The sequence below is a fragment of the Sphingomicrobium nitratireducens genome, from assembly GCF_026157035.1.
Lineage (GTDB): Bacteria > Pseudomonadota > Alphaproteobacteria > Sphingomonadales > Sphingomonadaceae > Sphingomicrobium > Sphingomicrobium nitratireducens.
On record NZ_JANJZA010000001.1, the window covers coordinates 1,261,292 to 1,283,393 of the forward strand.

The window sequence follows — 22,102 nt, forward strand, 5'->3', positions numbered from 1 at the left end:
ACCTTATGGCGAATCAAGGGGGTGGACCATGGCGCTCGCGGCGCTGATCGGGGCCTATGACGAATGCGACGACGGGCGTCTGCGCGCGCTGGTGCCGCTCGCCGGGCGGCCGCTCGTCGACTACCAGGCGCGCTGCTGCGCCGCGCTGGGAGCGGCGCCGATCGTGCTTGTCGTCGACCAGCCGCCGGCAGCGCTCGTGCAACTGGCCGAGCGGCTGCGCAGCGAAGGCTTGCCCGTCATCCTCGCCGAGGGCGCGGGAGAAGCGGCCTCGCGCTTCGAGGGAGATGCGCAGGTCCTACTTCTGTCCGATGGCATCGCGCCCGAGACCGGCGATCTTGCGGCCCTGGTCGAAGCGGGCGTGCCGGCCGCGCTGAGCCTGCCCGACGACGAGCGCCACGAGAAATTCGAGCGGATCGACCTTGCCAACCGATGGGGCGGGGCGGCGCTGGTCGCAGGAGGCGAGGTCGGCGCGACAGCGGCGATGCTGGGCGACTGGGACCTGCCCTCGACGCTGCTCAGGCGCGCGATCCAGAAGAATGCGGCGCTGGTGCCGTCGGACGAACGCGACGGACGCGGGCCGCTGGTCGTCGCGAGTGCCGCGGACGGGGCGGAATTCTCCCGGCGGCTGATGGCGGCGTCCAAGGCGCGGCGCGAGGACTGGGTGGCGCGCGGGCCGATGGCGCCACTCGAGGACTGGATGGTGCTCAAGCTGGCTGGAACCGGCGTGCGGCCGCGGCTGCTAGGTGCAGTTTCGCCGCTCCTGACACTGGCGGGTGCAGCGTCGTTCGGGCTGTCGTGGTGGTGGGCGGGGCTGGCGCTGTTGCTGTTCTCGATGCCGTTCGACCTCGTCGCGCAAAGGGTGGCGTCGCTGCGGATGAAGCCGCTGCCGCCAGGGTTGATCGAACAATGGTTGAGCTGGCCCTTCTTTCTCCTCGCATTGCTCGCGCTCGGCGGCTCGCTGGCGCTTTCGGAGGGCTGGGGCGCCGCGGTGCTCGGCGGCGGCGCGGCGGCCATCGCGGAGCTCGGGCGCGGCCTGCGCAAGGCGATGGGGGCGCCCAGGTTCGACCTGTTCACCTTTCGCAGACGGCCCGCGATTGTCCTCCTGATGCCCTTCGCGGCGTTCGGGGCGTGGCTGACCGGACTTGGCGTGGTGGCAGTCTATGCGCTCGTCTCGGCGCTGTGGGTGCAGCACGGGGTGCGCAATCCGCCGCAAGGTTGACCCCAAATTAACCTGTTTCGGCCATTCTCGGCCCGACATGAACGCAGATCGTCCGACCCTCGTAGCGGTGCGCGATGCGGCCGCTACCCTCGCGCGCGGCGCGGGGGGCGACCGGCTGTCCGCGATCCTCGCCGATATCGTGATCCCCGCCAAGGCCCGTCCGACCGAGCGGCAGCGCGCCGCGCTCGATCGCCGGATGGAAGCGCTGCTGGCCGACCTGCTCGACCGGTTCGCGGTGGTGATCGGCGAACCGCTCGACCTTCCAGGCAGCAAGGCGCTGGAACGGCTGCGCGCGACGGGGCTGGTCGTCATTCCCGGTCTGATCGAGACCGCGATCCTGTTCGCGCAGGCCGGCGAACTGCGACCAGCACCCGTGACGGCGAACGACGAAGGGTTGCTGGTCGAGCTGGTCGGCGATGCGCAGGGCAGCGTCGCTGCCGCGGCGATGGATTACGTGACGGGCAAGGGGCGGCGCACGGCGATGCGGCTCCTTCTCGAGGATCTCGATGCCGAAACTGCGGGGGCACTGCTTTTGCGGACCGCGGCGCTTGTGGCAGTCGATGCACGGGTCGGGCACGACAGGGCGCTCGAAGCGGCCAAGTCAATGTTGGGTGGCTACGACGAGTCGCGAGGCCTGTTCGTGCTCGCCGACCGGCTTGCGCGCGCGCTCGACGCGGCAGGACAGATGGGACCCGAACGGCTGATCGCGGCCAGTTTCACGGGCGACGCGGTTCTGCTGGCATCGATGCTGGCACGGCGTGCCGGCGGGGCGACCACGAGTGCGCTCGATGCGCTGACGCGGCCCGCCGAAGACGTACTGGGCGACCTGCTGGCCCTGTCGGGCCTCGACCGAGGGAGCGCGGCGGCCCTGTTGTCGTCGTGGATCGCCTTTGTGCCGTCGCTCGATGCGGCGCGGGCCATCGCGCGCTTCGACGGTGCAGATCGTGCCGCGCTCGAACGGCTCCGCGCCGACCGGCAACGCCCGCTTGAATTTCGCACCGCGCTGGAGAGGCTGTCGGCATGAGCATGACGCTGCCTGTTTCCGGCCGACTCGACGCCGACCTGCGCCTGGTGTCGGCCGATTCCGCGCTCGAACGGTTGCAGCAGGGAGCCGGCGCGCGCATCGGCGCGCCGCTTGCGCCGCCGCAGATGGCCGAGATCGCGCGGCTCGCCCGGTCGCTCGGCGTCGCGGTCAGCCGCCCCGCGATGGTGGCGAGCGAGAACGGCGATATTGACCTTTGGCTGCGCGTGACGCCCGATGCCGAGGGATATGCGCTGTCGATCGAACAATGGTCCGAGCGGCCCGCAAGCGCGCCGCGCTTCGGCGGGGAGACGAGCAAGTGGCCCGACGACGAGGTGCATGGCGTGCAAGGCGGCGAGGGCGCGATGCTCGATCTCGACCCGGCCTTGGCGCTCGAAAAGGGGAATGACAACGCGGCCAGCCTGCTGGGCACACTCGACGAAGGGAGGGGCCTGACCCGCTTGTTCGCGCTCGGGGAGGATGAGGACGGCGGTTTCGCGCTGCTCGAGGCGGTGGCGACGCGCCAGCCCTTCGATGGACAGAAAGCGCTGCACCGCGCGAGCAAGCGCGAGGTTCTCCTGTCGGGCGAGCCGCGTTTTTCGCGCGACGGCGATTTCGCCGGCTACCGCGTGCGGGTCGAGGCGATCGACGCTGGAGAGCCCGCGCATGTCGCCAGCGAGGACGAGGAAGCGCTCGACCGCACGCTGCGCTCGCCGCTCGACCGTATCATCAAGGCCGCCGACCAGATCGTCGACCGTTCGGACGGGCCGATCCGTTCGGACTACGCCGACTATGCCGGCGACATCGCCACCGCCGGGCGGCATCTTCTGTCGGTGATCCGCTCGATGAGCGAACAGGTGGTCGCCGAGCGCGAGGCGGTCGAATTGCAGGACGTCGCGCGCGAGGCGGCGGGACTCGTGACGGCAGCGGCCGAGGCCAAGCGCATCGACATCGAAATCGAGGAGGAGGGCGAGCCGGTGCACGCGGTCGGCGAACGGCGCGCGATCGTCCAGATCCTCGTCAATATCCTCGGCAACGCCATCCGCCACTCGCCCGCCGAAGGGACGGTCGCGATCGTGTTCGATGCCGAGGACAAACGCGCGACGGTCACCATCGCCGATCAGGGACCGGGCATCGGGCGTGCCGACCAGCAGCGAATCTTCGAGAAGTTCGAAAGGCTCGGCATGGACGACGGCACCGGCGCCGGGCTGGGGTTGGCTATCTCGCGCCGCCTCGCGCGCTCGATGGACGGCGAAATCGCGCTCGACAGCGCGGCGGGCGAAGGTGCGCGCTTTACGCTGACGTTGCCGTCCGTCGAATAAAAAGGCCCGCAACCTCATCGGGCTGCGTGCCTTTTCTAAGTCGTTGTAAGAAGTCCTAGCGCTCGCCCACCGGGACGTAGTCGCGCTGCGTCGCGCCGACATAGAGCTGGCGCGGGCGGCCGATCTTCTGCTCGGGATCCGAGATCATCTCGTTCCACTGCGCGACCCAACCGGTGGTGCGGGCGAGCGCGAACAGCGCGGTGAACATCTCGGTCGGGAAGCCGATCGCGTTGAGGATGATACCCGAATAGAAATCGACGTTCGGGTAGAGCTTCTTCTCGATGAAATATTCGTCGCTGAGCGCGATCTGCTCGAGCTCGCGCGCCACGTCGAGGACCGGGTCGGAAATGTTCAGTTCCTTGAGCACTTCCTCGGCAGTCTGCTGCATGACCTTCGCGCGCGGATCGTAGTTCTTGTAGACGCGGTGGCCGAAGCCCATCAGGCGGAACGGATCGTTCTTGTCCTTGGCGCGATCGACGTACGACTTGACGTTCTTCGCATCTCCGATCTCGCGCAGCATGTTCAATGCGGCCTCGTTGGCGCCGCCATGCGCCGGGCCCCACAGACAGGCGATGCCCGCCGCGATGCAGGCGAACGGGTTGGCGCCCGAGGACCCTGCAAGACGCACGGTCGAGGTCGAGGCGTTCTGCTCGTGGTCGGCATGGAGGATGAAGATACGATCCATCGCGCGTTCGATGACCGGGTTGACCTCATAAGTCTCGGCAGGGACGCCAAACGTCATGCGCAGGAAGTTGCCCGTGTAGCTGAGGTCGTTCTGCGGGTAGAGGAAGGGCTGGCCGATCGAATATTTGTAAGCCATCGCCGCGATGGTCGGCATCTTGGCGATCATGCGGTGCGAGGCGACCAGGCGCTGCGTCGGATCGGTGATGTCGGTGCTGTCGTGATAGAAGGCCGAAAGCGCGCCGACCACGCCGCACATCACGCTCATCGGGTGCGCGTCGCGGCGGAACCCGCGGAAGAAGTGCACGATCTGCTCGTGGACCATCGTGTGGTAGGTGATGGTCTTGGAGAAATCCTCGAGCTCATCCTTCTTCGGCAGGTCGCCGTGGAGCAGCAGATAGGCCACTTCCATGAAGGTCGAATGCTCGGCCAGCTGGTCGATCGGGTAGCCGCGGTGGAGCAGCACGCCCTTGTCGCCGTCGATATAGGTGATCGCGCTCTGACAGCTGGCGGTCGAGGTGAAGCCTGGGTCGTAGGTGAACTTGCCCGTCTGGCCGTAGAGCTTGCGGATGTCGATGACGTCCGGGCCGACCGAACCGGGAAGGACGGGATACTGGTAGTCGCCGCCTTCGGTCTTCAGTTCAGCGGTCTTGTCGGTCATTCTTTGGCTCCACTTTGATCGGCAATGCGGGCGAGGGCTTCGTCGCGTCCCAGGAGGACGAGCACGTCGAAGATGCCCGGCGAGGTATTGCTGCCCGTGAGCGCTGCACGCAGCGGTTGGGCGAGCTTCCCTAGCTTAACCTCCGCCTCTTCCGCAACCGTGCGGATCGCGGCGTCGACACTCTCGAGATCCCAACGCTCGGCAGCCGCGAGGGCTGCATAGGCGCGCGCGAGCAACGGGCGCGCCTCGTCGTCGAGCAACGATGCGGCTTTCTCGCTCATCGTGAGCGGGCGGGTGACGAACAGAAAATGGGCGCTCTCGGCGAGCTGGTTGAGGTCCTGCGCGCGGGCCTTGAGTTCGGGCATCGCCTTGAGGAGCAGCGCGCGGCCCGCCTCGTCGTCGAGCATCAGCTTTGGCGCGACCAGCTCGACGAGGCGCGCATCGTCGGCCTCGCGGATATAGTGGCCGTTGAGGTTCAGAAGCTTCTTGGTGTCGAAACGCGCGGGGCTCTTGCCGACGCCGGCAAGGTCGAACCATTCGGTCGCTTCCTCGCGGCTGATGATCTCGGCATCGCCGTGCCCCCATCCGAGGCGCAGGAGGTAGTTGAACAGCGCTTCGGGCAGGAGGCCCATTTCGTCGCGATAGGCATCGACACCGAGCGCGCCGTGCCGCTTGGACAGCTTGGCCCCGTCGGCGCCGTGGATCAGCGGGACGTGGGCATAGGTCGGCTCGGGCCAGCCCATCGCGCGGATCAGGGGAAGCTGGCGGAAGGCGTTGTTCAAGTGATCGTCGCCGCGAATGACGTGGGTGACGCCCATGTCGTGATCGTCAACCACCACCGCGAGCATGTAGGTCGGCGTGCCGTCCGAGCGCAGCAGGATGAAGTCGTCGATTTCCTCGTTTTTCACCGCGACGCGGCCCTGGACGGCGTCCTCGATGACGGTTTCGCCTTCGCTGGGCGTCTTGAGGCGCACGACGAATGGCTGGCCATCCTGCTCCGCGCCGGGAGTGCGGTCGCGCCATTCCGAATTGATGCGGAACGGCCGCTTTTCGGCCTGTGCCTTCTCGCGGCGGGCTTGGAGTTCCTCGCTGGTCAGGTAGCAGCGATAGGCGTTGCCGCTCTCGAGCAGCGCATTGGCGACCTCGACATGGCGCGCGGCGCGCTCGAACTGGTAGGTCGGCTTGTCGTCGCCTAGGAGGCCGAGCCATTCGAGCCCGTCGTGGATCGCCTCGATCGCCTGCGGGGTCGAGCGCTTGCGGTCGGTATCCTCGATGCGCACGAGATACTTGCCGCCATGGTGGCGCGCGAAGAGATAGTTGAACAGCGCGGTGCGCGCGCCGCCAATGTGGAGATAGCCCGTCGGGGAGGGGGCAAAGCGCGTCACCACGCCGGGGATCTTGTCGCTTGCGCTCACGCGCATTTTCCTCTTGGTTCTGGTCAGTGATGGATTTGGCCAGCGCCCCTAACACGGACGCTGCCGCGTCGCTACCGGGAGACGACACAAAATTCACGTCCCGGCTGCGCCTGCTCGGGCGGCAGATCGAACGATTCCTCGAGGCCGAGCGGGGCCAGCTCCCGCTATGGGCGGTCGTCCTGTTCGGGACGGGCATCGCGCTGTGGTTCGCGCTGCCCGACGCGCACGCGTGGAGCGCGGTGATCGCGGCCGGATCGGGGCTGGGGCTCGCCGGTGTGGCGGTGCCCGGACGCACGGGGCGCGCGATGCTGGTCGGCGGACTGCTACTGGCGGCCGGCATGGGATGGATCTGGTGGCGCGCCGAACGGGTCGCAGCACCGCGCATCGAGCGCGTGTCGGTCGAGCGGTTCGTCGCCGAGGTCGAGCGTGTCGAGCCGCTGGTCGCCAAGAACAAGGTCAGGCTGACGGTGGTGCCCGAGGGTGCCGCGCTGCCGCCGCGCCTCAGGGTGACGTTGCGAGAAGCGCAGGTCGTCCCGGGGATCGGGCCTGGCGCACGGATCGACGTGCGGGCGCGGCTGATGCCCCCGCCGACGCGCGCGCTGCCCGGCGGTTACGATTTCGCGGCCAAGGCGTGGTTTTCTCAGATCGGCGGGGTCGGAACCGCGCTCGGCGAGGTCGAGGTGTTGCGCCCGGCTCGAGGCAAGTCGATCGACGGGGTGCGCGCCGCGATCGGCGCGCATGTGCGCGAGCGATTGCCCGGGCAGGGCGACGGGATCGCGACCGCGCTTGCCACGGGCGACAAAAACGCAGTTGAGGACGGGCTCGCGGAGGCGATGAGGCGGGCGGGGCTTGCCCATCTGCTTGCCGTGTCGGGTTTGCATATTGCCGCGGTCGTGGGGGCAACGATGCTGCTCTCGCTCAAGTTGCTGGCGCTATCGCCGCGACTGGCGCTGTCGACCAACCTCGTGCTCGTCTCGGCCGCCTTCGGCGCGGCGGCAGGGATCGGCTACACGCTGCTGACCGGCATGCAGGTGCCGACCGTGCGCGCGTGCATCGCGGCGCTGCTGGTGCTGGCCGGGCTGGCCCTCGGGCGCGACAGTCTCAGCCTCCGATTGGTCGCGGTGGGTGCGCTGCTCATCATGCTGGTGCGGCCCGAGGCGATCGCGGGGGCGAGCTTCCAGCTGAGCTTCGCCGCGGTGACCGCCATCATCGTACTCCATGCCAACCCGCGCGTCTCGGGCTGGATCGCACGGCGAGAGGAAAGCCTTCCGGCGCGGTTCGGCCGGGGCGTGCTGGCGCTGCTGCTGACGGGCCTCGCGGTCGAGGTCACGCTGATGCCGTTCGCGTTCTACCATTTCCACAAGGCGGGGCTGTACGGCGTGGTCGCCAACCTCTTCGCCATTCCGCTGACGACCTTTGTCGTGATGCCGCTGCTGGCGCTGGCGCTGTCAGCCGATCTCGTGGGGGCGGGAGCGCCGTTCTGGTGGGGCGCGGGCAAGGCGCTCGATTTGCTCGCGGGGCTTGCGACGACCGTTTCGGGGGCAGAGGGCGCCGTGGCCATGGTGCCGTCGATGCCGACAGTCGCGTTCGCGCTGTGCGTTGCCGGCGGGTTGTGGCTGTTCGTGTGGCGCGGCCCCGTGCGGCGATGGGGCATCGTCCCCATGGCTGCAGGGCTCCTCTGCACGGCAAGCGTCGAGGGCCCGGACCTGCTGGTGACGGGAGACGGGCGGCACGTGGCGATCATCGAAGGCGGCGTGCCTGCGATGTTGCGCGCGCGCAGCGGCGACTTCACGCGCGACATGTTGAGCGAAGCGGCAGGCTTCGACGGCGATCCCATCGCACTCGACGCCTTTCCGGGCGCGCGGTGCAATCGCGACTCGTGCACGGCACGGATCGAGCGGAACGGGCGGCGGCTCGACCTGCTTGCCCTTCGCAGCCGTGATTTCATGCGGTGGCGCGATCTCGTCGCGGCCTGCGCCATCGCCGACGTCGTGGTGGCCGACCGCAGGCTTCCCGACGCCTGTGCGCCGCGCTGGCTCAAGCTCGACCGGCCCGCGCTCGAACGAAGCGGCGGCATCTCGATCCGGATCGGCGACGTGCCCGCGCTACGCAGCGTGCGAAGCGAGGGTGGAGAGCATCCCTGGCAACGCTAGGGTGGCGAGGGCAACGGTGTTATGCTCCGCGCTTCGACAGAGGGAGGCGCGCCATGCCTGAATTCGTGATCGAACGCGACATGCCGGGGGTCGGCAAGCTCGGCCCCGATGAATTGAAGAGCGCCAGCCAGGGAAGCTGCGCGGTGCTGCGCGAGATGGGCCCGGGAATCCAGTGGGTGCAGAGCTATGTCACCGACGACAAGATATACTGCGTCTATCGCGCCGACGACGAGGCGCAGATCCGACAGCATGCCGAAACGGCGGGATTTCCAGCCAATTCGATCAGCCGCGTGCGCGCAGTGATCGACCCGACCACCGCCGAAGACTAGCCCCAAGAACTAGCCGGCATCCACCTCGTTCTCCTCGGCGACTTGGTAGACCGCGATCTCGTTGCCGGCCGGATCGACCGCGTGGAAGCGGCGACCGCCGGGAAAGGCGAAGATCGGGCGGGTGATGCGTCCGCCCGCCGCCTCGACATCCTCGAGTGCGGCTTCAAGGTCGGGCACGCGAATGACGGGCAGCGGCAATTCGATCTTGTCCTCGTCGGAGGCGGCCGAGATGCCGATGTCGGTGTCGCCGGTGGTCGTCGCCACGTAGAAGGGCGCGAACTCGGTCATTTCCCAGGCGAAGGCCTGTTCGTAGAAAGCGCGCGCCTTGGCGACCGCTTCGGCGTCCTTGGCGGGAAGTTCGAAATAGTCGAGCCGGGCCTTGGGCACTTCATTCTCCTGTGTGGTCGTCTCGCGCGCCTCGTCGTCGGCCGCCGGGGCGCAGGCGGCCAGCGCCAACAAGAGCGCGGCGCCGACGGGAAGCGCGCCGCTCATCAATAGCGCCGGATGATGCCGGCAAGCCGACCCTGGATCCGTACGCGGGCTTCCTCGTAGCGCTGCGGCTCGTAGGACGCGTTGGCAGGGTCGAGGCGCACGGTCGGTCCTTCGCGGCGATAGGTCTTGAGCGTCGCCTCTTCCTCGTCGACCAGTGCGACCACGATCTCGCCGTCGCGCGCCGTATCGACCTTGCGGATCAGCGCGAAGTCGCCATCGAGTATGCCTTCCTCGATCATCGAATCGCCCGACACCTCGAGCGCGTAATGCTCGCCGGGCCCGAGCAGGGCCGCTGGGACCTGGAAACCCTCGGTGCCCTGCAGTGCCTCGATCGGCGTGCCCGCGGCGATGCGGCCGTGCAGCGGGATTTCCACCACGTCATTGGCGGGGGCAGGAGCGACGTGCATCGCCTTGGCGGGGGTATCGGTGGCGGTGTCCATCCCTTCGGGAAGCTTGACCACCTCGAGCGCGCGGGCGCGATTGGCGAGGCGGCGGATGAAGCCACGTTCCTCGAGCGCACCGATCAGGCGATGGACGCCCGACTTGGACTTGAGGTTCAGCGCCTCGCGCATCTCGTCGAAACTCGGCGAAATGCCGGATTCTCCGAGACGGTGATGGATGAAGGCGAGAAGTTCCTTCTGTTTGGCGGTGAGCATCGGGTCCCCCTAGGCAATGGAACGAACGGGGAACATTTAGGTAACAATGCGAGGCTAAGTCAAGTCGTTTCGCGCACGCACTCTTCGAGAAAGGCGCGCAAAAGCGCGTGTCCGTGCTCGCTGGCCACGCTTTCCGGGTGGAATTGGACCCCGTGGGCCGGTGCGCCCTGGTGGCGCATCGCCATGACCAACCCCTCCTCGTTCCACGCGTTGGCGAGAAGCGGGGGCGCGACGCAGGTGACGGCGAGCGAGTGATAGCGGGTGGCGTCGAAGGGGCTGGGCAGGCCGGCCAACAGCCCGCTCGCGTCGTGCCGGACACTGGCGATCTTGCCGTGGACGGGCGCGACGCGTGCAACCGTGCCCCCGCAGGCGAGCGCCAGCGCCTGGTGGCCGAGGCAGACGCCGAGATAGGGGCGTCTGGCCGCGACGCAGGCCGCGGCGAGCGGGACGCTGATTCCGGCGTCCCCGGGCGTCCCCGGCCCGGGCGAGACGAGGATGCCGTCTGCATTGCTCGCCAATGCGTCCGCGACCGAAAGGCCGTCGGCGCGCACGGTAGTGACCGGCGCGCCGAGGCTTTTCAGATAGTCGACGAGCGTGAAGGTGAAGCTGTCGAAATTGTCGACGACGAGGATCGCCGGCGCGCGCATCGGGCCTTAGTTGTCGTCCCCGATGATGCGCGAGCGCGTGGCGGCGATCGCCTTCTCGTTGCGGGTGGTGCCGACATCCTTCTTCATCGCCGCAAGCAATTGCTGGCCGATCTCGGAGGCGAGGGGCTGGCGGAAACTTTCCGCGGTCTGCGTGACGAGACCAGGGCTGGTCAGCGCGTTGCCGGGGGTCACCTTGGCGGCCTTGACGATGAAGATACCGCGACCTTCGGGGTCGGCGGCCAGCTGGCTCTTGCCCTCGGCGAGGTTGAACAGCATCTGCACCGGCGGGGGCACCTGCTCGCCCATCTGGGTCAGCTGGATGCGCCGCAGTGTGATCGTGTCGGTCGGGGGAAGAGAGATGCCTTCCTCCTTCTCGACCGCAGCGACCGCGTCGGCGGGGCTGGCGCCGCCCGCGACGCGCTTCTGGATCTTGAGCGCAATGGTGCGTGCCCGCTTCATCGCCTCGTCGATGGTCCAGTCCTTGGCGACCTGGTCGCGGATTTCGGCAAGCGGCGCTGGCGCGGCCTCGACCACATCCTCGGGCACGACCATCGCGAAGCTCTCCTTGTCGGCAAGCGTCTCGATCACCGGCTCGTCGTCGGCTTCCATCGCGAAGCCGGCCTCGAGCGCGGTGCGCAGTCTGGCGGGGAAGCTGTAGTCGGGGTTCGAACGCGCGCGACCGCTGGCGGTGATCAGCGGCGTCTGGACGACCTCGAGGTCGAACTGCTTGACCGCTTCGGCGAAGCTGGCCCCATCGAGGACCATGTCCTCGATCCGGGTGACGAGGTCGATTAGCGCCTCCTTGCGCTTCTCTTCGGTCAGTTCGGCGGCGACCTTTGCACGTGCTTCGCCAGGCGAGACACCGCCCTCGGTACGCACCGAATCGACCTTGACCACGTGCCAGCCGAGATCCGAGCGGATCGGGCCGACCACGCTGCCACCGGCAACGCCGGACGCGAACACCGCGTCGGCGACCTTGTCGCTGGCGAGGTCGGCGAACTGGTCTTTGTCCTGCGGGCCGACCGAGACGTCGGCGGCCGAATAGCCCTCGGGGCTCACGGCGTCGACGAAGCTGCCCGTCCTGGCAGCGGCGGCGACCTTGTCGGCAGCCGCCTTGTCGCCGAGCACGACCTGGCTGATCACGCGGATCTCGCGCGAGGAGAATTCGGCGGCGCGATCCTTGAGCGCCTTCTCGATTTCGGCGTCGGTCGGGACGATCGCGGCAACCTGCGGCGCGCCGATCGGGGCGATGCGCAGGACACGCTGTTCGGGCACGGTGTAGCGCGCACCATTGTTGCGGTAATAGGCTGCGACCTGTTCGGCAGTCGGCTTGAGGCTCGCCTGGAACATATCAGTCGGGACCAGCGCGATCTGGCCTTCGCGTTCCTCGAGAAGCATCGAGGCATAGGGCGTCGCAAAGCCTGTCGGGACGCGCACTTCGGCGGTGGCCGGGGTGATCAGGAAGCGGCGCAGGAGATCGCCCGCGAGCAGCTTGCGTACCTGTCCGTCGGTCATGCGCTGCTGGGCGAGGAATGCCTGATAGGCCTCTTCGCTGAACTTGCCGTCGAGCCCGCGCGCGGCCGGGATTCGCGCGATCTCCGCATCGACCAGTCGCTTGGACAGCACGAAACCGTTGTCGTCCGCGAACGCGTTGAGCGCGCGGTCTTCGAGGAGGAGTTGCAGAATCGCGTCGAACTCGCCCGCGAGGTCGGAATAGTCCGCCTCCGGATTGACCTGGCGCACCTGCGACAGGCGCTGCTGGAGCGCGTCGGACAGGTCCTTGTCGGTGATCTTTTCGTCGCCCGCGCTGGCCAGCGAGTCTGCGCTGCCGCCGCCGCTGGTGAAGTTCGAGAGATCGGCGAGCGCAAAGGACGCGACGATCAGGAGCAGGAAGATGCCGAGGATGATCGTGCCGACCGTCGACTTGGACAGGTTGCGAAAGGACGAGAGCATGTGCGTGAGGCTCGATAGCTGACTTAAAGGAAGTGACGCTTTAGAAGGGGGCAGGGCCAAGTTCAACCGGAACGCGCCCTTGGATTTCAGTGCATTGCCTGCTAGGCCGCCCGCCAAGTTTTCACAGAACAGTCCGATCGACGGGGAGCGAGGGGATGGCGCGCCGGAAACTGGTCGCGGGAAATTGGAAGATGCACGGGCTCGGCGCCGATCTGGGCGAAGCCACGCGCATCTCGATGTCAGCGGAAACGCTCGACGGGGTCGACGTGGCCCTGTGTGTCCCCTTCACGCTGATCGAACGTGCGGTCGAGGCCGCGCCCGGGTTCGCGGTCGGCGGGCAGGATGTCCATCACGAGGAAAAGGGTGCGTTCACGGGCTCGATCTCGGCGGCGATGCTCAAGGACGCTGGCGCCTCGCTCGTCATCGTCGGCCATTCGGAGCGACGCGAAGCATTTGCGGAAACCAGCGAGACGGTGGCGGCCAAGGCCGCCGCGGCGCTTGCGGGCGATCTCGACGTCATCGTGTGCGTGGGCGAGAGCCTCGACGTGCGCGAGGCGGGCAACGCCCTCGAGACGGTTAGCGCCCAGCTGATCGCCTCGCTGCCGGAGACGTTCGACACGGACTGCCTGTCGGTCGCCTACGAACCGATCTGGGCGATCGGCACGGGCAAGGTGGCCGGGCCCGAGGAAATCGAGGAGATGCACGGTCATTTGCGACGCCAGGTGGCGGCCGCGCGCGGCGAGGAGATCGCCGGGGCCCTGCGTATCCTTTACGGCGGATCGGTGAAGGGCGAGAATGCCGACACCATCCTCCATCTGTCGGACGTCGACGGCGCGCTCGTCGGTGGTGCCAGCCTAACGGCAGACCAGTTCGTTCCGATTATGAAGGCCGGCCAAGCCTGACATTCAGCTTGGCGCAAGGCTCGCATGTTATAAAAGACCGCAGATTCAAAGGGAAAGGGACCAATGAAGTCGATTTTCAACACCATCGCTGCTGGCGCTTTGCTTGCTGTCGTTTCGGCCACGCCGGCGCACGCGCAGGCTGCCGGCGATTTCGTCTATGACACCGCGGGCGCGCCCGTCGGGACCGTGATCAGCGTCGAGAACGGCATCGCGACGATCAAGACCGACAAGTACGAAGTGCCGCTGCCCGCCAACAGCTTCACTCCCTACGAGGGTAAGCTCCTGTTCGGCATGACGCAGGCCGCGCTGAACGCCGCTGTCGAGGCCGACATGGCCGCTGCCGAGGCCTCGGTCTCGGTCGGCAAGGAAGTGAAGGGCGTCGAGGGCAATGCCGTCGGCACGATCGAGGTGATGGACGACGAGACCATCACGATCCGCCTCGTTTCCGACAAGGTCGTGCGCATCCCGGCCGACGCCATCCAGCGCAATGCGCAGGGCGCGATCGTGCTTTACAAGGCGGCCGATCTCGAGGCGCTCGGCGTCGAGATGACCCGCGAGCAGGTTGCCGCGCAGGCTGAAGCCGAAGCGGCCGCGGACGCTGACGCCGACATGACGGCCGAGGCCGAAGTCGAGGCCGACGTCGCCACGGAAGCGGGCACGCTCTAAGCGTCGCGCCGCGATCCATCAGGAAGGGCCGGGTCCGTTGGGGCGCCGGCCCTTTCCCTTTTATGGTCACGGGCGTTGAAAATGAGGCGATCGGCCTCTAGATGGCCCGCAACACAGTGACACGAGAAAGCCAGCCGACATGTTCACCTTCCTCCTCATCGTCCAGACCCTGGTCGCCGCCGCCCTCGTTGCGGTGATCCTGATGCAGCGGTCCGAAGGCGGCGGGCTGGGGGTCGGCGGCTCCTCGTCGGGCTTCATGACCGCGCGCGGCGCCGCGGATTTCCTGACGCGTTCGACCGCGATCCTCGCGACCGTTTTCGTGATCCTCTCGATCGTGCTCGCCGCGGTCGCCGGGTCGCGCGACACTGCGAGCGGGGTCGACACCTCGCTGGTCGAGGACACCGCGCTGACCGCGCCGGCCGCCCCTGCGCCCGCCGAGGGACAGGCTCCCGCGGCGCCCGACGCCGCGCCCGAGGGCGAAGGCGGGGTTCCGCTGGCCCAGTAATCAAGGCGCCCCGCTCCGGCGGGGCGTTTTTTTTGTGGTCGCGCGATTCGCGCGCTTGCCTTGGACGCGTATCCGCCCCTAAGGCCCGACTCCCATGGCGCGGTTCATTTTCATCACCGGCGGCGTGGTCTCCTCGCTTGGCAAAGGTCTTCTCGCAGCGTCCCTCGGGGCGCTCCTCCAGGCGCGTGGCTACAAGGTCCGCATTCGCAAGTTCGACCCCTATCTGAACGTCGATCCGGGGACGATGTCCCCCTATCAGCACGGCGAGGTCTACGTCACCGACGACGGTGCGGAAACCGACCTCGATCTGGGGCATTACGAGCGCTACACGGGCGTCTCGGCACGCCAGAGCGACAACATCACTTCGGGCCGTATCTATTCGGACATCATCGCCAAGGAGCGGCGCGGCGACTATCTCGGCGCGACGGTGCAGGTCGTCCCGCACGTCACCAACCAGATCAAGGAATTCGCCCAGAACGATATCGACGGGCTCGATTTCGTGATCTGCGAAATCGGCGGGACGATCGGCGATATCGAGAGCCTGCCGTTCGTCGAAGCATTGCGCCAGCTCAAGAACGACCTCGGCCCGGGCCGCACCGTGTTCGTCCACACCACGCTGGTGCCCTATATCGCGGCCGCGGGCGAACTGAAGACCAAGCCGACCCAGCACTCGGTGCGCGAACTGACAAGCTACGGCATCCAGCCCCAGGTGCTGCTTTGCCGCTCCGAGCACCCGATCCCCGACAATGAGCGCGAGAAGATCGCCTTGTTCTGCAACGTGCCCAAGGGCGCGGTCATCCAGGCGCTCGACGCGCGCTCGATCTACGACGTGCCGCTCCAATATCACCGCGAAGGCCTCGACGAGGAAGTCCTCAAGGCGTTCGGAATCGAGCCCGAAGGCAAGCCCGACCTTACACGCTGGCTCGACATCATGGACCGCGTCGACCACCCCGAAGGCGAGGTCACGATCGGCGTGGTCGGCAAGTATGTCGCGCTGCCCGACGCCTACAAGAGCCTGCGCGAGGCGCTGGTCCATGGCGGGTTCGCCAACCGCGTCAAGGTCAACATCAAGTGGCTGGATGCCGAGATGTTCGAGGGCGAGAACGAAAATCTCGCCTCCGAACTCGAGCCGCTGCACGGCATCCTCGTTCCCGGCGGGTTCGGCGAGCGCGGCAGCGAAGGCAAGATCGCCGCGGTCCGCTTCGCGCGCGAGCGCGGCGTGCCCTTCCTCGGCATCTGCCTCGGCATGCAGATGGCCTGCATCGAGGCGGCGCGCCACGAAGCGGGGATCAAGGACGCGACCACCAGCGAATTCGGCGAGAAGGGCGAACCGATCGTCGGCCTCATCACCGAGTGGATGAGCGAGGAAGGTCTCCAGAAGCGCTCGGCCGACACCGACCTTGGCGGGACGATGCGCCTCGGCGCCTATCCCGCCAGGCTGTCGGACAATTCGAAGGTCGCCAGCGTCTACGGCACGAACGAGATTTCCGAGCGCCACCGCCACCGCTACGAGGTCAATTCGCATTACATTCCCGAGCTCGAGAAGGGCGGCCTGATCTTCTCGGGCATGAGCCCCGACGGCGAATTGCCCGAGATCGTCGAGCGGCCCGACCACCCCTGGTTCATCGGCGTCCAGTTCCATCCGGAACTCAAGAGCCGCCCGTTCGACCCGCATCCGCTGTTCACCGGCTTCATCGGCGCCGCGCTCGAGCATAGCCGCCTGATGTAGGCTTGTGAGCCGGCCCACCGCTTCCTAGGTAGGAACCCATGTCCGAGATCAAGAAGACCAAGCTGCTCGTCCTTGGCTCCGGCCCGGCGGGCTATACCGCCGCCATCTATGCCGCGCGCGCGGGCCTCAAGCCGATCGTGGTGCAGGGCATCCAGCCCGGCGGTCAGCTGACCACCACTACCGATGTCGAGAATTATCCAGGTTTCCGCGACGTCATCCAGGGTCCCTGGCTGATGGAGGAAATGAAGGCGCAGGCCGAGCATGTCGGGACCGAGACGATCTGGGATCACATCACCGAAGTCGACCTGTCGAAGCGCCCGTTCCGCCTGACCGGCGACAGCGGCACGACCTACGAGACCGAAACGCTGGTGATCGCGACCGGCGCGCAGGCCAAGTGGCTGAACCTGCCGAGCGAGGAACATGCCAAGGGCCGCGGCGCGAGCGCGTGCGCGACCTGCGACGGCTTCTTCTATCGCGGCAAGAAGGTCGCGGTGATCGGCGGCGGCAATACCGCGGTCGAGGAAGCGCTCTACCTCACCAACCATTCGGACGACGTCACGCTGATCCACCGCCGCGACGAATTGCGCGCGGAGAAGATCCTGCAGGACCGCCTTTTCGCCAATCCCAAGATCAAGGTCCTGTGGGACCACGCGGTCGACGAGTTCGTGCTCGGCGGGCAGCCCGAGGCACTGGTCGGGCTCAACGTGAGGAACGTGAAGACCGGCGAAGTCAGCCGCGTCGAGTGCGAAGGCGCGTTCGTGGCGATCGGCCACGCGCCCGCGACCGAATTGTTCAAGGGTCAGCTGGCGATCGACAAGGACGGCTATCTCGAGGTCGAGCCGGGCACCCCGCGCACCTCGATCCCGGGCGTGTTCGCGTGCGGCGACGTGATGGACAAGCATTACCGCCAGGCGGTGACGGCGGCCGGCACGGGCTGCATGGCTGCGCTCGATGCGGAGCGTTATCTCGCGGAACTGGAATTCGCCGAAAAGGAAACCGTCGCGGCGGAGTAGGCGCTCCTAGGCCGCGCCCAGGGCCTTGCGGTGCGCGAAGGCGGTGAGGCGGCCGTAGGTCATCAAATCCTCGGCCTCGACGTCGTCGTCCTCGATGAGGATGCCGAGCCGCTCTTCCATCGCGGTCAGAAGGTTCGCCACCGCCATCGAATCGAATTCGGGAAGCGCGCCGAACAATTCGGTGCCCTCGTCGAAATCGGCGACCCTGGCGGGCGCGATGCCGAGCACGTCGGCGAGCAGAGCGCGAAGCACGTCGTCCACTTCACCCGCATCGCCGTCGATCACTGGAAATCCTTCCTGTCGCATACCGACCGCGCCCCTAGGGAATGGCGGGGAGAAGCGCAAGCTTTGCGCCGCCGCGCGGGGCGCGCTAGGGGCGGGGCATGACGGCGTCGAAACCCCTCGACCATCTCGCGCGCGGCGCCGGGCCCGAAGCGCATGCGCTCGTCGTGGGCGGCGAGACGCTGACCTATGGCGAACTCGATGAGGGCGTCGGGCGGATGGCGGGGCAATTGCTCGCCATGGGGCTGAAGGCGGGTGACCGCGTCGCGACCTGGGGCCCCAAGCATCGCATCACCTGCCTGATGCCGCTGGCAGCAGCGCGCGCGGGGCTGGTGCACGTGCCGATCAACCCGGTGCTCAAGGCGGGGCAGGCGGCGCATATCCTCAAAGACAGCGGGGCGGCACTGCTGCTTGCCAACAAGGCGCGGTTCGACACGTTGGGCGAGGGGCCGCGCACGGCCGCTTTCGAGGCGTGGGAGGAAAGCGCGCCGGCGATGGAGCCGTCCGAGCACGCGCCGGAGACGCTCGCGGCGCTGATGTACACGTCGGGATCGACCGGGCGGCCAAAGGGGGTGATGCTGAGCCATGCCAACCTGTGGCTCGGGGCGGACAGCGTGCAGCGTTTCCTCGAACTGGGCAACGAGACGCGCAGCCTGTGCCTGCTGCCCCTCGCGTTCGACTTCGGCCAGAACAACATGCTCGCCGCGTGGCGCGCGGGCGGGGTGGCGATCGCGGCGGACTATCTGCTCCCCAACGACGTCAAGAAGCTGGTGCGCATGAACCGCGCGACCTTCCTCGGCGCGGTGCCGCCCTTGTGGCACCAGATCGCCAAGCTCGACTGGTCGTGCGGGTCGGGCGTGACGCTCGATACGATCGCCAATTCGGGCGGGCACGTCGCCGAACCGCTCTACCGCACGCTGCGCGAGACTTTCCCCAAGGCGCGTATCCACCTGATGTACGGGCTGACCGAGGCGTTTCGCGCCGCAAGCCTCGACCCGCGCCTCGCCGATACGCATCCCGACAGTGTCGGCACCGCGATCCCGCACGCCGAACTGATGGTGGTGCGCGAGGATGGCAGCGAATGCGAAGCGGGCGAAGAAGGCGAGCTGGTGCAGGCGGGGCCGCTGGTCACGCAAGGCTATTGGCAGCGGCCCGAGGAGACCGCGAAACGTTTCCGCCCTGCGCCAGCGCAAAGCAGGCTGGGCGGAACTGCGGTCTGGTCGGGCGACCGGATGGTGCGCGGCGAGGACGGGCTGCTCTACTTCCGCGCGCGCGGTGATGCGATGCTCAAGGTTTCGGGCAATCGCCTGTCGCCGGGCGAGGTCGAGGAGATGGCGCTGGCCAGCGGCGTCGTGTCCGAAGCGGTCGCACTGGGACGGGCCGACGAGACTCTCGGGCACGCGATCGTGCTCCATGTGGTGGGTACCGGAGACGAGGACGCACTGCGCGCCCATTTCCGGCGCGAGGCGCCAAGCTACATGATGCCCGCCGAGATCGTCTGGCACGAGGCGCTACCGACGGGGGCGACGGGCAAGGTCGACCGGGTCAGGCTGGCGGAGGCGCAGGCATGAAGGCGATGGGACCCATCCCTGCGGGGTACGAGGCGAGCGAGGACGGCAGCCTCGCAGTTGGCGGCAGGCCCGTCGCGCGCTGGATCGAGGAGGCCGGGCGCACGCCGCTCTTCCTCTACGACCGCGAGCGGATCGCTGCGAAAGTGGCGATATTCCGCGAAGAAATGCCCGCGCGTGTCAAGCTGCACTATGCGGTAAAGGCCAATCCGCATGGCGCGCTGCTCGAAGCGATGGCGGGGATGGTCGACGGGTTCGACCTTGCCTCGCGCGGAGAACTGGCGCGGGTCGCCGCGCTGTCGGTTGCGCTGCCGCTGTCGATGGCGGGGCCCGGCAAGAGCGATGCCGACCTCGAGGCCGCGCTCAGGGACGGGGTCACGATCCATCTCGAGAGCGAGGGCGAGGCGGCGCGCGCACTGGCGCTGGGCAAGGCGCTCGACATCACACCGATCGTCGCGGTGCGGGTCAATCCGCCCTTCGCGCTCAAGGGCGCGGGGATGAAGATGGGCGGTCTGTCGAGCCAGTTCGGGCTCGATTCAGACCGTGTGCCGGCGCTGGTGAAGCATCTCGTCGCGCAAGGAGCGGACTGGCGCGGCTACCACGTCTATGCGGGCTCGCAGTCGCTCTCCGCCGACGCACTGATCGAGAGCCAGCGCGCGACGCTCGACCTGATCGAGGAACTGGGCGCGGCGACCGGCGAAGTGCCGATGGAAGTCAATCTCGGGGGCGGGTTCGGCATTCCCTATTTCCCGGGCGATGTGCCGCTCGACAGCGCGAGCGTCGGCAAGGCGCTGGGCGAGCGGCTGGACGCGTTGCCCAAGGTGTATACCGACACGCGCTTCATCCTCGAACTGGGCCGCTGGCTGGTGGGCGAGGCGGGGGTCTACCTCACCCGCGTGATCGACCGGAAGGTCAGCCACGGGCGCACTTTCCTCGTCACTGACGGGGGCTTGCAGCACATGCTCGCCGCGAGCGGCAATTTTGGGCAGCTGCTACGCCGAAACTATCCCATCGCCAACGCGACCCGCTTCGCGGCGGCTGCGGCGATGGAGGCGAGCGTTGTCGGCCGGCTGTGCACTCCGCTCGACCTGCTCGGGGACGAAGTAGAACTTCCGCACACCGAAGTGGGGGACGTCATCGCCTTGTTCTGTGCCGGCGCATACGGCTTGAGCGCGAGCCCGGCTGGCTTCCTGTCGCAACCCGAGGCGAAGGAACTGCTCGTTCCCTAGTCGTCGGGGTAGATGGCTTTGACGAAATAGAGCCCGTCGGGGGGCGCGTTGAGGCCGAGCGCGTTTCGGTCGCGCGCTTCGAGCGCGTCCCTGATGTCGTCCGGGGCCCACTGGCCGCGCCCGACCAGCGCCAGGCAGCCGACCATCGAGCGGACCTGATGGTGGAGGAAGCTGCGCGCGGCGGCGCGGATGTGGATTTCCTCGCCGTCGACCGCGAGTTCCAACCGGTCGAGCGACTTCAACGGGCTTTGCGCCTGGCAGTGCACCGAGCGGAAAGTGGTGAAGTCGTGGCGGCCGACGAGGTGCGCGGCGCCCTTGGCCATCGCTTCGACATCGAGCTCCTGCGCGATATGCCACACACGGCCTCGATCAAGTGCAGGCGGGGCGCGACGGTTGAGAATGCGATAGAGGTAGCGCCGCCCGATGCACGAGAAGCGCGCGTGCCAGTCGTCGGCGACCGGCTCGACCGCGGTGACCGAGACGGGGGCAGGGCGCATCAGCGCGTTCGCGCCTTCGCGCAGGCGGTGCGGGGTGAGCTCCTTTTCGACGTCGACATGCGCGGTCATGGCGAGCCCGTGGACGCCCGTGTCGGTGCGCCCGGCGGCGTGGACGCGGATGTCCTCGCCGGTCATCTTCGCGATCGCGTCCTCGAGCGTCTGCTGGACCGAGGGGCCATGGTCCTGGCGCTGCCAGCCCATGAAGGGCGCGCCGTCGAACTCGACCGTCATCCGCCAGCGGGTCATGCGATCACCGTGCCCTGGGGGATGGCAAAGCCGCGCAGCAGTGTCTCGACGTCCATCGCGCCCTTGCCGGCCCGCTGGAGGCGGACGGGGCGTAGCGCGCCCGAACCGCAGGCGATGGTGAGCTCGTCGTCAAGCACGGTGCCCGGGTCGCCGCGCCCGATCGCGGTCTCGGCGGCGAGGATCTTCAATCGCTCGCCTTCGACCTCGCACCAGGCACCGGGGAAGGGGGAGAGGCCCTGGACGTGGCGCTGGACCATCTCGGCGTCGCGGGTCCAGTCGATGCGGGCTTCGTCCTTGGAAATCTTCTTCGCGTAGGTCGCGCCGTCGGCCGGCTGCGCCTCGGGGCGGTAATCGGCAGGGTCCATCGCCCATTCGACGACCATCGCCGCGCCCATCAGCGCGAGTTCCGCGGTCAGCGCGGCGGCGTCCTTGTCCACGATCGGCGTTTCGCGTTTCATCAGCATCGGACCGGTGTCGAGCCCTTCCTCCATCTGCATCAGCGTGACGCCGGTCGCCTCGTCGCCCGCCATGATGGCGCGCTGGACGGGCGCCGCGCCGCGCCAGCGCGGGAGCAGCGAGGCATGGACATTGACGCAGCCGAGCCTGGGTGCATCGAGGATTGGTTTGGGGAGGATGAGACCGTAGGCGGCGACCACGGCGACGTCGGCGTCGAGGGCAGCGAAGGCAGCCTGTTCCTCTTCCGAGCGGAGCGACTTGGGGCTGCGCACCTCGATGCCGAGTTCGCTCGCACGCGTCTCGATCGCGGTCGGCATCAGCTTCTTGCCGCGACCCGCAGGGCGGGGCGGCTGGCAATAGGCCGCGATGACCTCGTGCCCCGCCTCGACGAGGGCATCCAAGGTCGGGACCGCGAAGTCCGGGCTTCCCATCATGATCACGCGCATGGCGCCCCCTTAGC

21 protein-coding genes are annotated in these 22,102 nt (G+C 67.8%); 12 read left to right on the plus strand and 9 right to left on the minus strand.

The features are described from left to right. The first annotated feature begins 28 nt into the window (after positions 1-28). The 3 genes from NNY25_RS06560 to NNY25_RS06570 are packed head-to-tail and all read left to right on the plus strand — an operon-like array spanning position 29 to position 3,562. Positions 29-1,219: a hypothetical protein gene (locus NNY25_RS06560; protein WP_265570547.1), complete on the plus strand. Its 1,191-nt coding sequence runs from the start codon at positions 29-31 to the stop codon at positions 1,217-1,219. 37 nt (positions 1,220-1,256) lie between these two features. After that, positions 1,257-2,243, plus strand: coding sequence for a hypothetical protein (locus tag NNY25_RS06565; RefSeq protein ID WP_265570548.1), 987 nt, complete (start codon positions 1,257-1,259; stop codon positions 2,241-2,243). Continuing rightward, entirely contained in the window at positions 2,240-3,562 is a 1,323-nt protein-coding gene (locus NNY25_RS06570) for a sensor histidine kinase (RefSeq protein ID WP_265570549.1), read from the plus strand. The genes NNY25_RS06565 and NNY25_RS06570 overlap by 4 nt, the downstream gene beginning before the upstream one ends. A gap of 55 nt (positions 3,563-3,617) precedes the next feature. Here the strand turns inward: NNY25_RS06570 and NNY25_RS06575 are convergent, their stop codons facing one another. Both NNY25_RS06575 and gltX read right to left on the minus strand, forming a co-directional pair. After that, positions 3,618-4,904, minus strand: coding sequence for a citrate synthase (locus NNY25_RS06575; RefSeq protein WP_265570550.1), 1,287 nt, complete (start codon positions 4,902-4,904; stop codon positions 3,618-3,620). After that, positions 4,901-6,325: a glutamate--tRNA ligase gene (gene gltX / locus NNY25_RS06580; RefSeq protein ID WP_420854321.1), complete on the minus strand. Its 1,425-nt coding sequence runs from the start codon at positions 6,323-6,325 to the stop codon at positions 4,901-4,903. Before gltX ends, NNY25_RS06575 begins: the two co-directional genes overlap by 4 nt. 23 nt (positions 6,326-6,348) lie before the next feature. Here gltX and NNY25_RS06585 point away from each other — a divergent pair, with 23 nt between their 5' ends. After that, positions 6,349-8,472 (plus strand): ComEC/Rec2 family competence protein, encoded by a 2,124-nt coding sequence (locus NNY25_RS06585; RefSeq protein WP_265571500.1) that lies wholly within the window; start codon positions 6,349-6,351, stop codon positions 8,470-8,472. Between the two features lie 53 nt (positions 8,473-8,525). After that, entirely contained in the window at positions 8,526-8,801 is a 276-nt protein-coding gene (locus NNY25_RS06590) for a DUF4242 domain-containing protein (protein WP_265570552.1), read from the plus strand. A gap of 9 nt (positions 8,802-8,810) precedes the next feature. Here NNY25_RS06590 and NNY25_RS06595 read toward each other — a convergent pair whose 3' ends face one another. From NNY25_RS06595 to NNY25_RS06610, 4 genes are read right to left on the minus strand one after another with little or no spacing between them, the layout of a single operon-like run. After that, the gene (locus tag NNY25_RS06595; protein ID WP_338112481.1) at positions 8,811-9,293 is read right to left on the minus strand and encodes a VOC family protein; all 483 of its coding nucleotides are present in this window, start codon (positions 9,291-9,293) and stop codon (positions 8,811-8,813) included. After that, complete coding sequence (lexA, locus tag NNY25_RS06600) at positions 9,293-9,949, minus strand: transcriptional repressor LexA (RefSeq protein ID WP_265570553.1); 657 nt, start codon at positions 9,947-9,949, stop codon at positions 9,293-9,295. Before lexA ends, NNY25_RS06595 begins: the two co-directional genes overlap by 1 nt. A 59-nt stretch (positions 9,950-10,008) precedes the next feature. Then, positions 10,009-10,596 carry an anthranilate synthase component II gene (locus NNY25_RS06605; protein ID WP_265570554.1) on the minus strand — a complete coding sequence of 196 codons (588 nt, stop codon included), beginning with the start codon at positions 10,594-10,596 and terminating at the stop codon, positions 10,009-10,011. A 6-nt stretch (positions 10,597-10,602) separates the two neighbouring features. Beyond that, positions 10,603-12,549 carry a peptidylprolyl isomerase gene (locus NNY25_RS06610; protein ID WP_265570555.1) on the minus strand — a complete coding sequence of 649 codons (1,947 nt, stop codon included), beginning with the start codon at positions 12,547-12,549 and terminating at the stop codon, positions 10,603-10,605. 155 nt (positions 12,550-12,704) lie between these two features. Between NNY25_RS06610 and tpiA the strand changes: the two genes are divergently transcribed. The 5 genes from tpiA to trxB all read left to right on the plus strand — a co-directional run bounded on the left by tpiA (position 12,705) and on the right by trxB (position 17,364). After that, the gene (gene tpiA, locus NNY25_RS06615; protein ID WP_265570556.1) at positions 12,705-13,451 is read left to right on the plus strand and encodes a triose-phosphate isomerase; all 747 of its coding nucleotides are present in this window, start codon (positions 12,705-12,707) and stop codon (positions 13,449-13,451) included. Between the two features lie 63 nt (positions 13,452-13,514). Then, positions 13,515-14,117, plus strand: a complete 603-nt coding sequence (locus NNY25_RS06620) for a hypothetical protein (RefSeq protein ID WP_265570557.1) — start codon at positions 13,515-13,517, stop codon at positions 14,115-14,117. 139 nt (positions 14,118-14,256) lie between these two features. Beyond that, on the plus strand, positions 14,257-14,622 hold the full coding sequence (gene secG / locus NNY25_RS06625) for a preprotein translocase subunit SecG (protein ID WP_265570558.1): 366 nt from the start codon (positions 14,257-14,259) through the stop codon (positions 14,620-14,622). Positions 14,623-14,716: 94 nt separating this feature from the next. Next, positions 14,717-16,351, plus strand: a complete 1,635-nt coding sequence (locus tag NNY25_RS06630; protein WP_265570559.1) for a CTP synthase — start codon at positions 14,717-14,719, stop codon at positions 16,349-16,351. A 38-nt stretch (positions 16,352-16,389) separates the two neighbouring features. Next, entirely contained in the window at positions 16,390-17,364 is a 975-nt protein-coding gene (gene trxB / locus NNY25_RS06635; protein WP_265570560.1) for a thioredoxin-disulfide reductase, read from the plus strand. Between the two features lie 6 nt (positions 17,365-17,370). Here the strand turns inward: trxB and NNY25_RS06640 are convergent, their stop codons facing one another. After that, a complete protein-coding gene (locus NNY25_RS06640) occupies positions 17,371-17,649 on the minus strand; it encodes an acyl carrier protein (RefSeq protein ID WP_265570561.1) in 279 nt (92 codons plus the stop codon). Between the two features lie 98 nt (positions 17,650-17,747). On the opposite strand from NNY25_RS06640, the gene NNY25_RS06645 reads away from it, so the two are divergent. Both NNY25_RS06645 and NNY25_RS06650 read left to right on the plus strand, forming a co-directional pair. Then, positions 17,748-19,217 (plus strand): AMP-binding protein, encoded by a 1,470-nt coding sequence (locus tag NNY25_RS06645; RefSeq protein ID WP_265570562.1) that lies wholly within the window; start codon positions 17,748-17,750, stop codon positions 19,215-19,217. Continuing rightward, positions 19,214-20,443, plus strand: a complete 1,230-nt coding sequence (locus tag NNY25_RS06650; protein ID WP_265570563.1) for a pyridoxal-dependent decarboxylase, exosortase A system-associated — start codon at positions 19,214-19,216, stop codon at positions 20,441-20,443. Before NNY25_RS06645 ends, NNY25_RS06650 begins: the two co-directional genes overlap by 4 nt. On the opposite strand, the gene truA is transcribed toward NNY25_RS06650, so the two are convergent. Beyond that, positions 20,440-21,186, minus strand: coding sequence for a tRNA pseudouridine(38-40) synthase TruA (truA, locus tag NNY25_RS06655; protein ID WP_265570564.1), 747 nt, complete (start codon positions 21,184-21,186; stop codon positions 20,440-20,442). The two genes, NNY25_RS06650 and truA, sit on opposite strands and share 4 nt — an antisense overlap. Continuing rightward, on the minus strand, positions 21,183-22,088 hold the full coding sequence (gene fmt, locus NNY25_RS06660) for a methionyl-tRNA formyltransferase (protein ID WP_265570565.1): 906 nt from the start codon (positions 22,086-22,088) through the stop codon (positions 21,183-21,185). Before fmt ends, truA begins: the two co-directional genes overlap by 4 nt. Positions 22,089-22,102: the final 14 nt, after the last annotated feature.

What these genes read in the sequence shown, in the direction of transcription:
- NNY25_RS06565 (WP_265570548.1), top strand. Translation starts at nt 1,257, where the DNA reads ATGAACGCAGATCGTCCGACCCTCGTAGCGGTGCGCGATGCGGCCGCT.
- NNY25_RS06590 (WP_265570552.1), top strand. Translation starts at nt 8,526, where the DNA reads ATGCCTGAATTCGTGATCGAACGCGACATGCCGGGGGTCGGCAAGCTC.
- NNY25_RS06610 (WP_265570555.1), bottom strand. Translation starts at nt 12,549, where the DNA reads ATGCTCTCGTCCTTTCGCAACCTGTCCAAGTCGACGGTCGGCACGATC.
- lexA (WP_265570553.1), bottom strand. Translation starts at nt 9,949, where the DNA reads ATGCTCACCGCCAAACAGAAGGAACTTCTCGCCTTCATCCATCACCGT.
- NNY25_RS06630 (WP_265570559.1), top strand. Translation starts at nt 14,717, where the DNA reads ATGGCGCGGTTCATTTTCATCACCGGCGGCGTGGTCTCCTCGCTTGGC.
- truA (WP_265570564.1), bottom strand. Translation starts at nt 21,186, where the DNA reads ATGACCCGCTGGCGGATGACGGTCGAGTTCGACGGCGCGCCCTTCATG.
- NNY25_RS06605 (WP_265570554.1), bottom strand. Translation starts at nt 10,596, where the DNA reads ATGCGCGCGCCGGCGATCCTCGTCGTCGACAATTTCGACAGCTTCACC.
- NNY25_RS06650 (WP_265570563.1), top strand. Translation starts at nt 19,214, where the DNA reads ATGAAGGCGATGGGACCCATCCCTGCGGGGTACGAGGCGAGCGAGGAC.
- NNY25_RS06575 (WP_265570550.1), bottom strand. Translation starts at nt 4,904, where the DNA reads ATGACCGACAAGACCGCTGAACTGAAGACCGAAGGCGGCGACTACCAG.
- tpiA (WP_265570556.1), top strand. Translation starts at nt 12,705, where the DNA reads ATGGCGCGCCGGAAACTGGTCGCGGGAAATTGGAAGATGCACGGGCTC.
- NNY25_RS06585 (WP_265571500.1), top strand. Translation starts at nt 6,349, where the DNA reads ATGGATTTGGCCAGCGCCCCTAACACGGACGCTGCCGCGTCGCTACCG.
- gltX (WP_420854321.1), bottom strand. Translation starts at nt 6,325, where the DNA reads ATGCGCGTGAGCGCAAGCGACAAGATCCCCGGCGTGGTGACGCGCTTT.
- trxB (WP_265570560.1), top strand. Translation starts at nt 16,390, where the DNA reads ATGTCCGAGATCAAGAAGACCAAGCTGCTCGTCCTTGGCTCCGGCCCG.
- fmt (WP_265570565.1), bottom strand. Translation starts at nt 22,088, where the DNA reads ATGCGCGTGATCATGATGGGAAGCCCGGACTTCGCGGTCCCGACCTTG.
- secG (WP_265570558.1), top strand. Translation starts at nt 14,257, where the DNA reads ATGTTCACCTTCCTCCTCATCGTCCAGACCCTGGTCGCCGCCGCCCTC.
- NNY25_RS06570 (WP_265570549.1), top strand. Translation starts at nt 2,240, where the DNA reads ATGAGCATGACGCTGCCTGTTTCCGGCCGACTCGACGCCGACCTGCGC.
- NNY25_RS06595 (WP_338112481.1), bottom strand. Translation starts at nt 9,293, where the DNA reads ATGAGCGGCGCGCTTCCCGTCGGCGCCGCGCTCTTGTTGGCGCTGGCC.
- NNY25_RS06620 (WP_265570557.1), top strand. Translation starts at nt 13,515, where the DNA reads ATGAAGTCGATTTTCAACACCATCGCTGCTGGCGCTTTGCTTGCTGTC.
- NNY25_RS06560 (WP_265570547.1), top strand. Translation starts at nt 29, where the DNA reads ATGGCGCTCGCGGCGCTGATCGGGGCCTATGACGAATGCGACGACGGG.
- NNY25_RS06645 (WP_265570562.1), top strand. Translation starts at nt 17,748, where the DNA reads ATGACGGCGTCGAAACCCCTCGACCATCTCGCGCGCGGCGCCGGGCCC.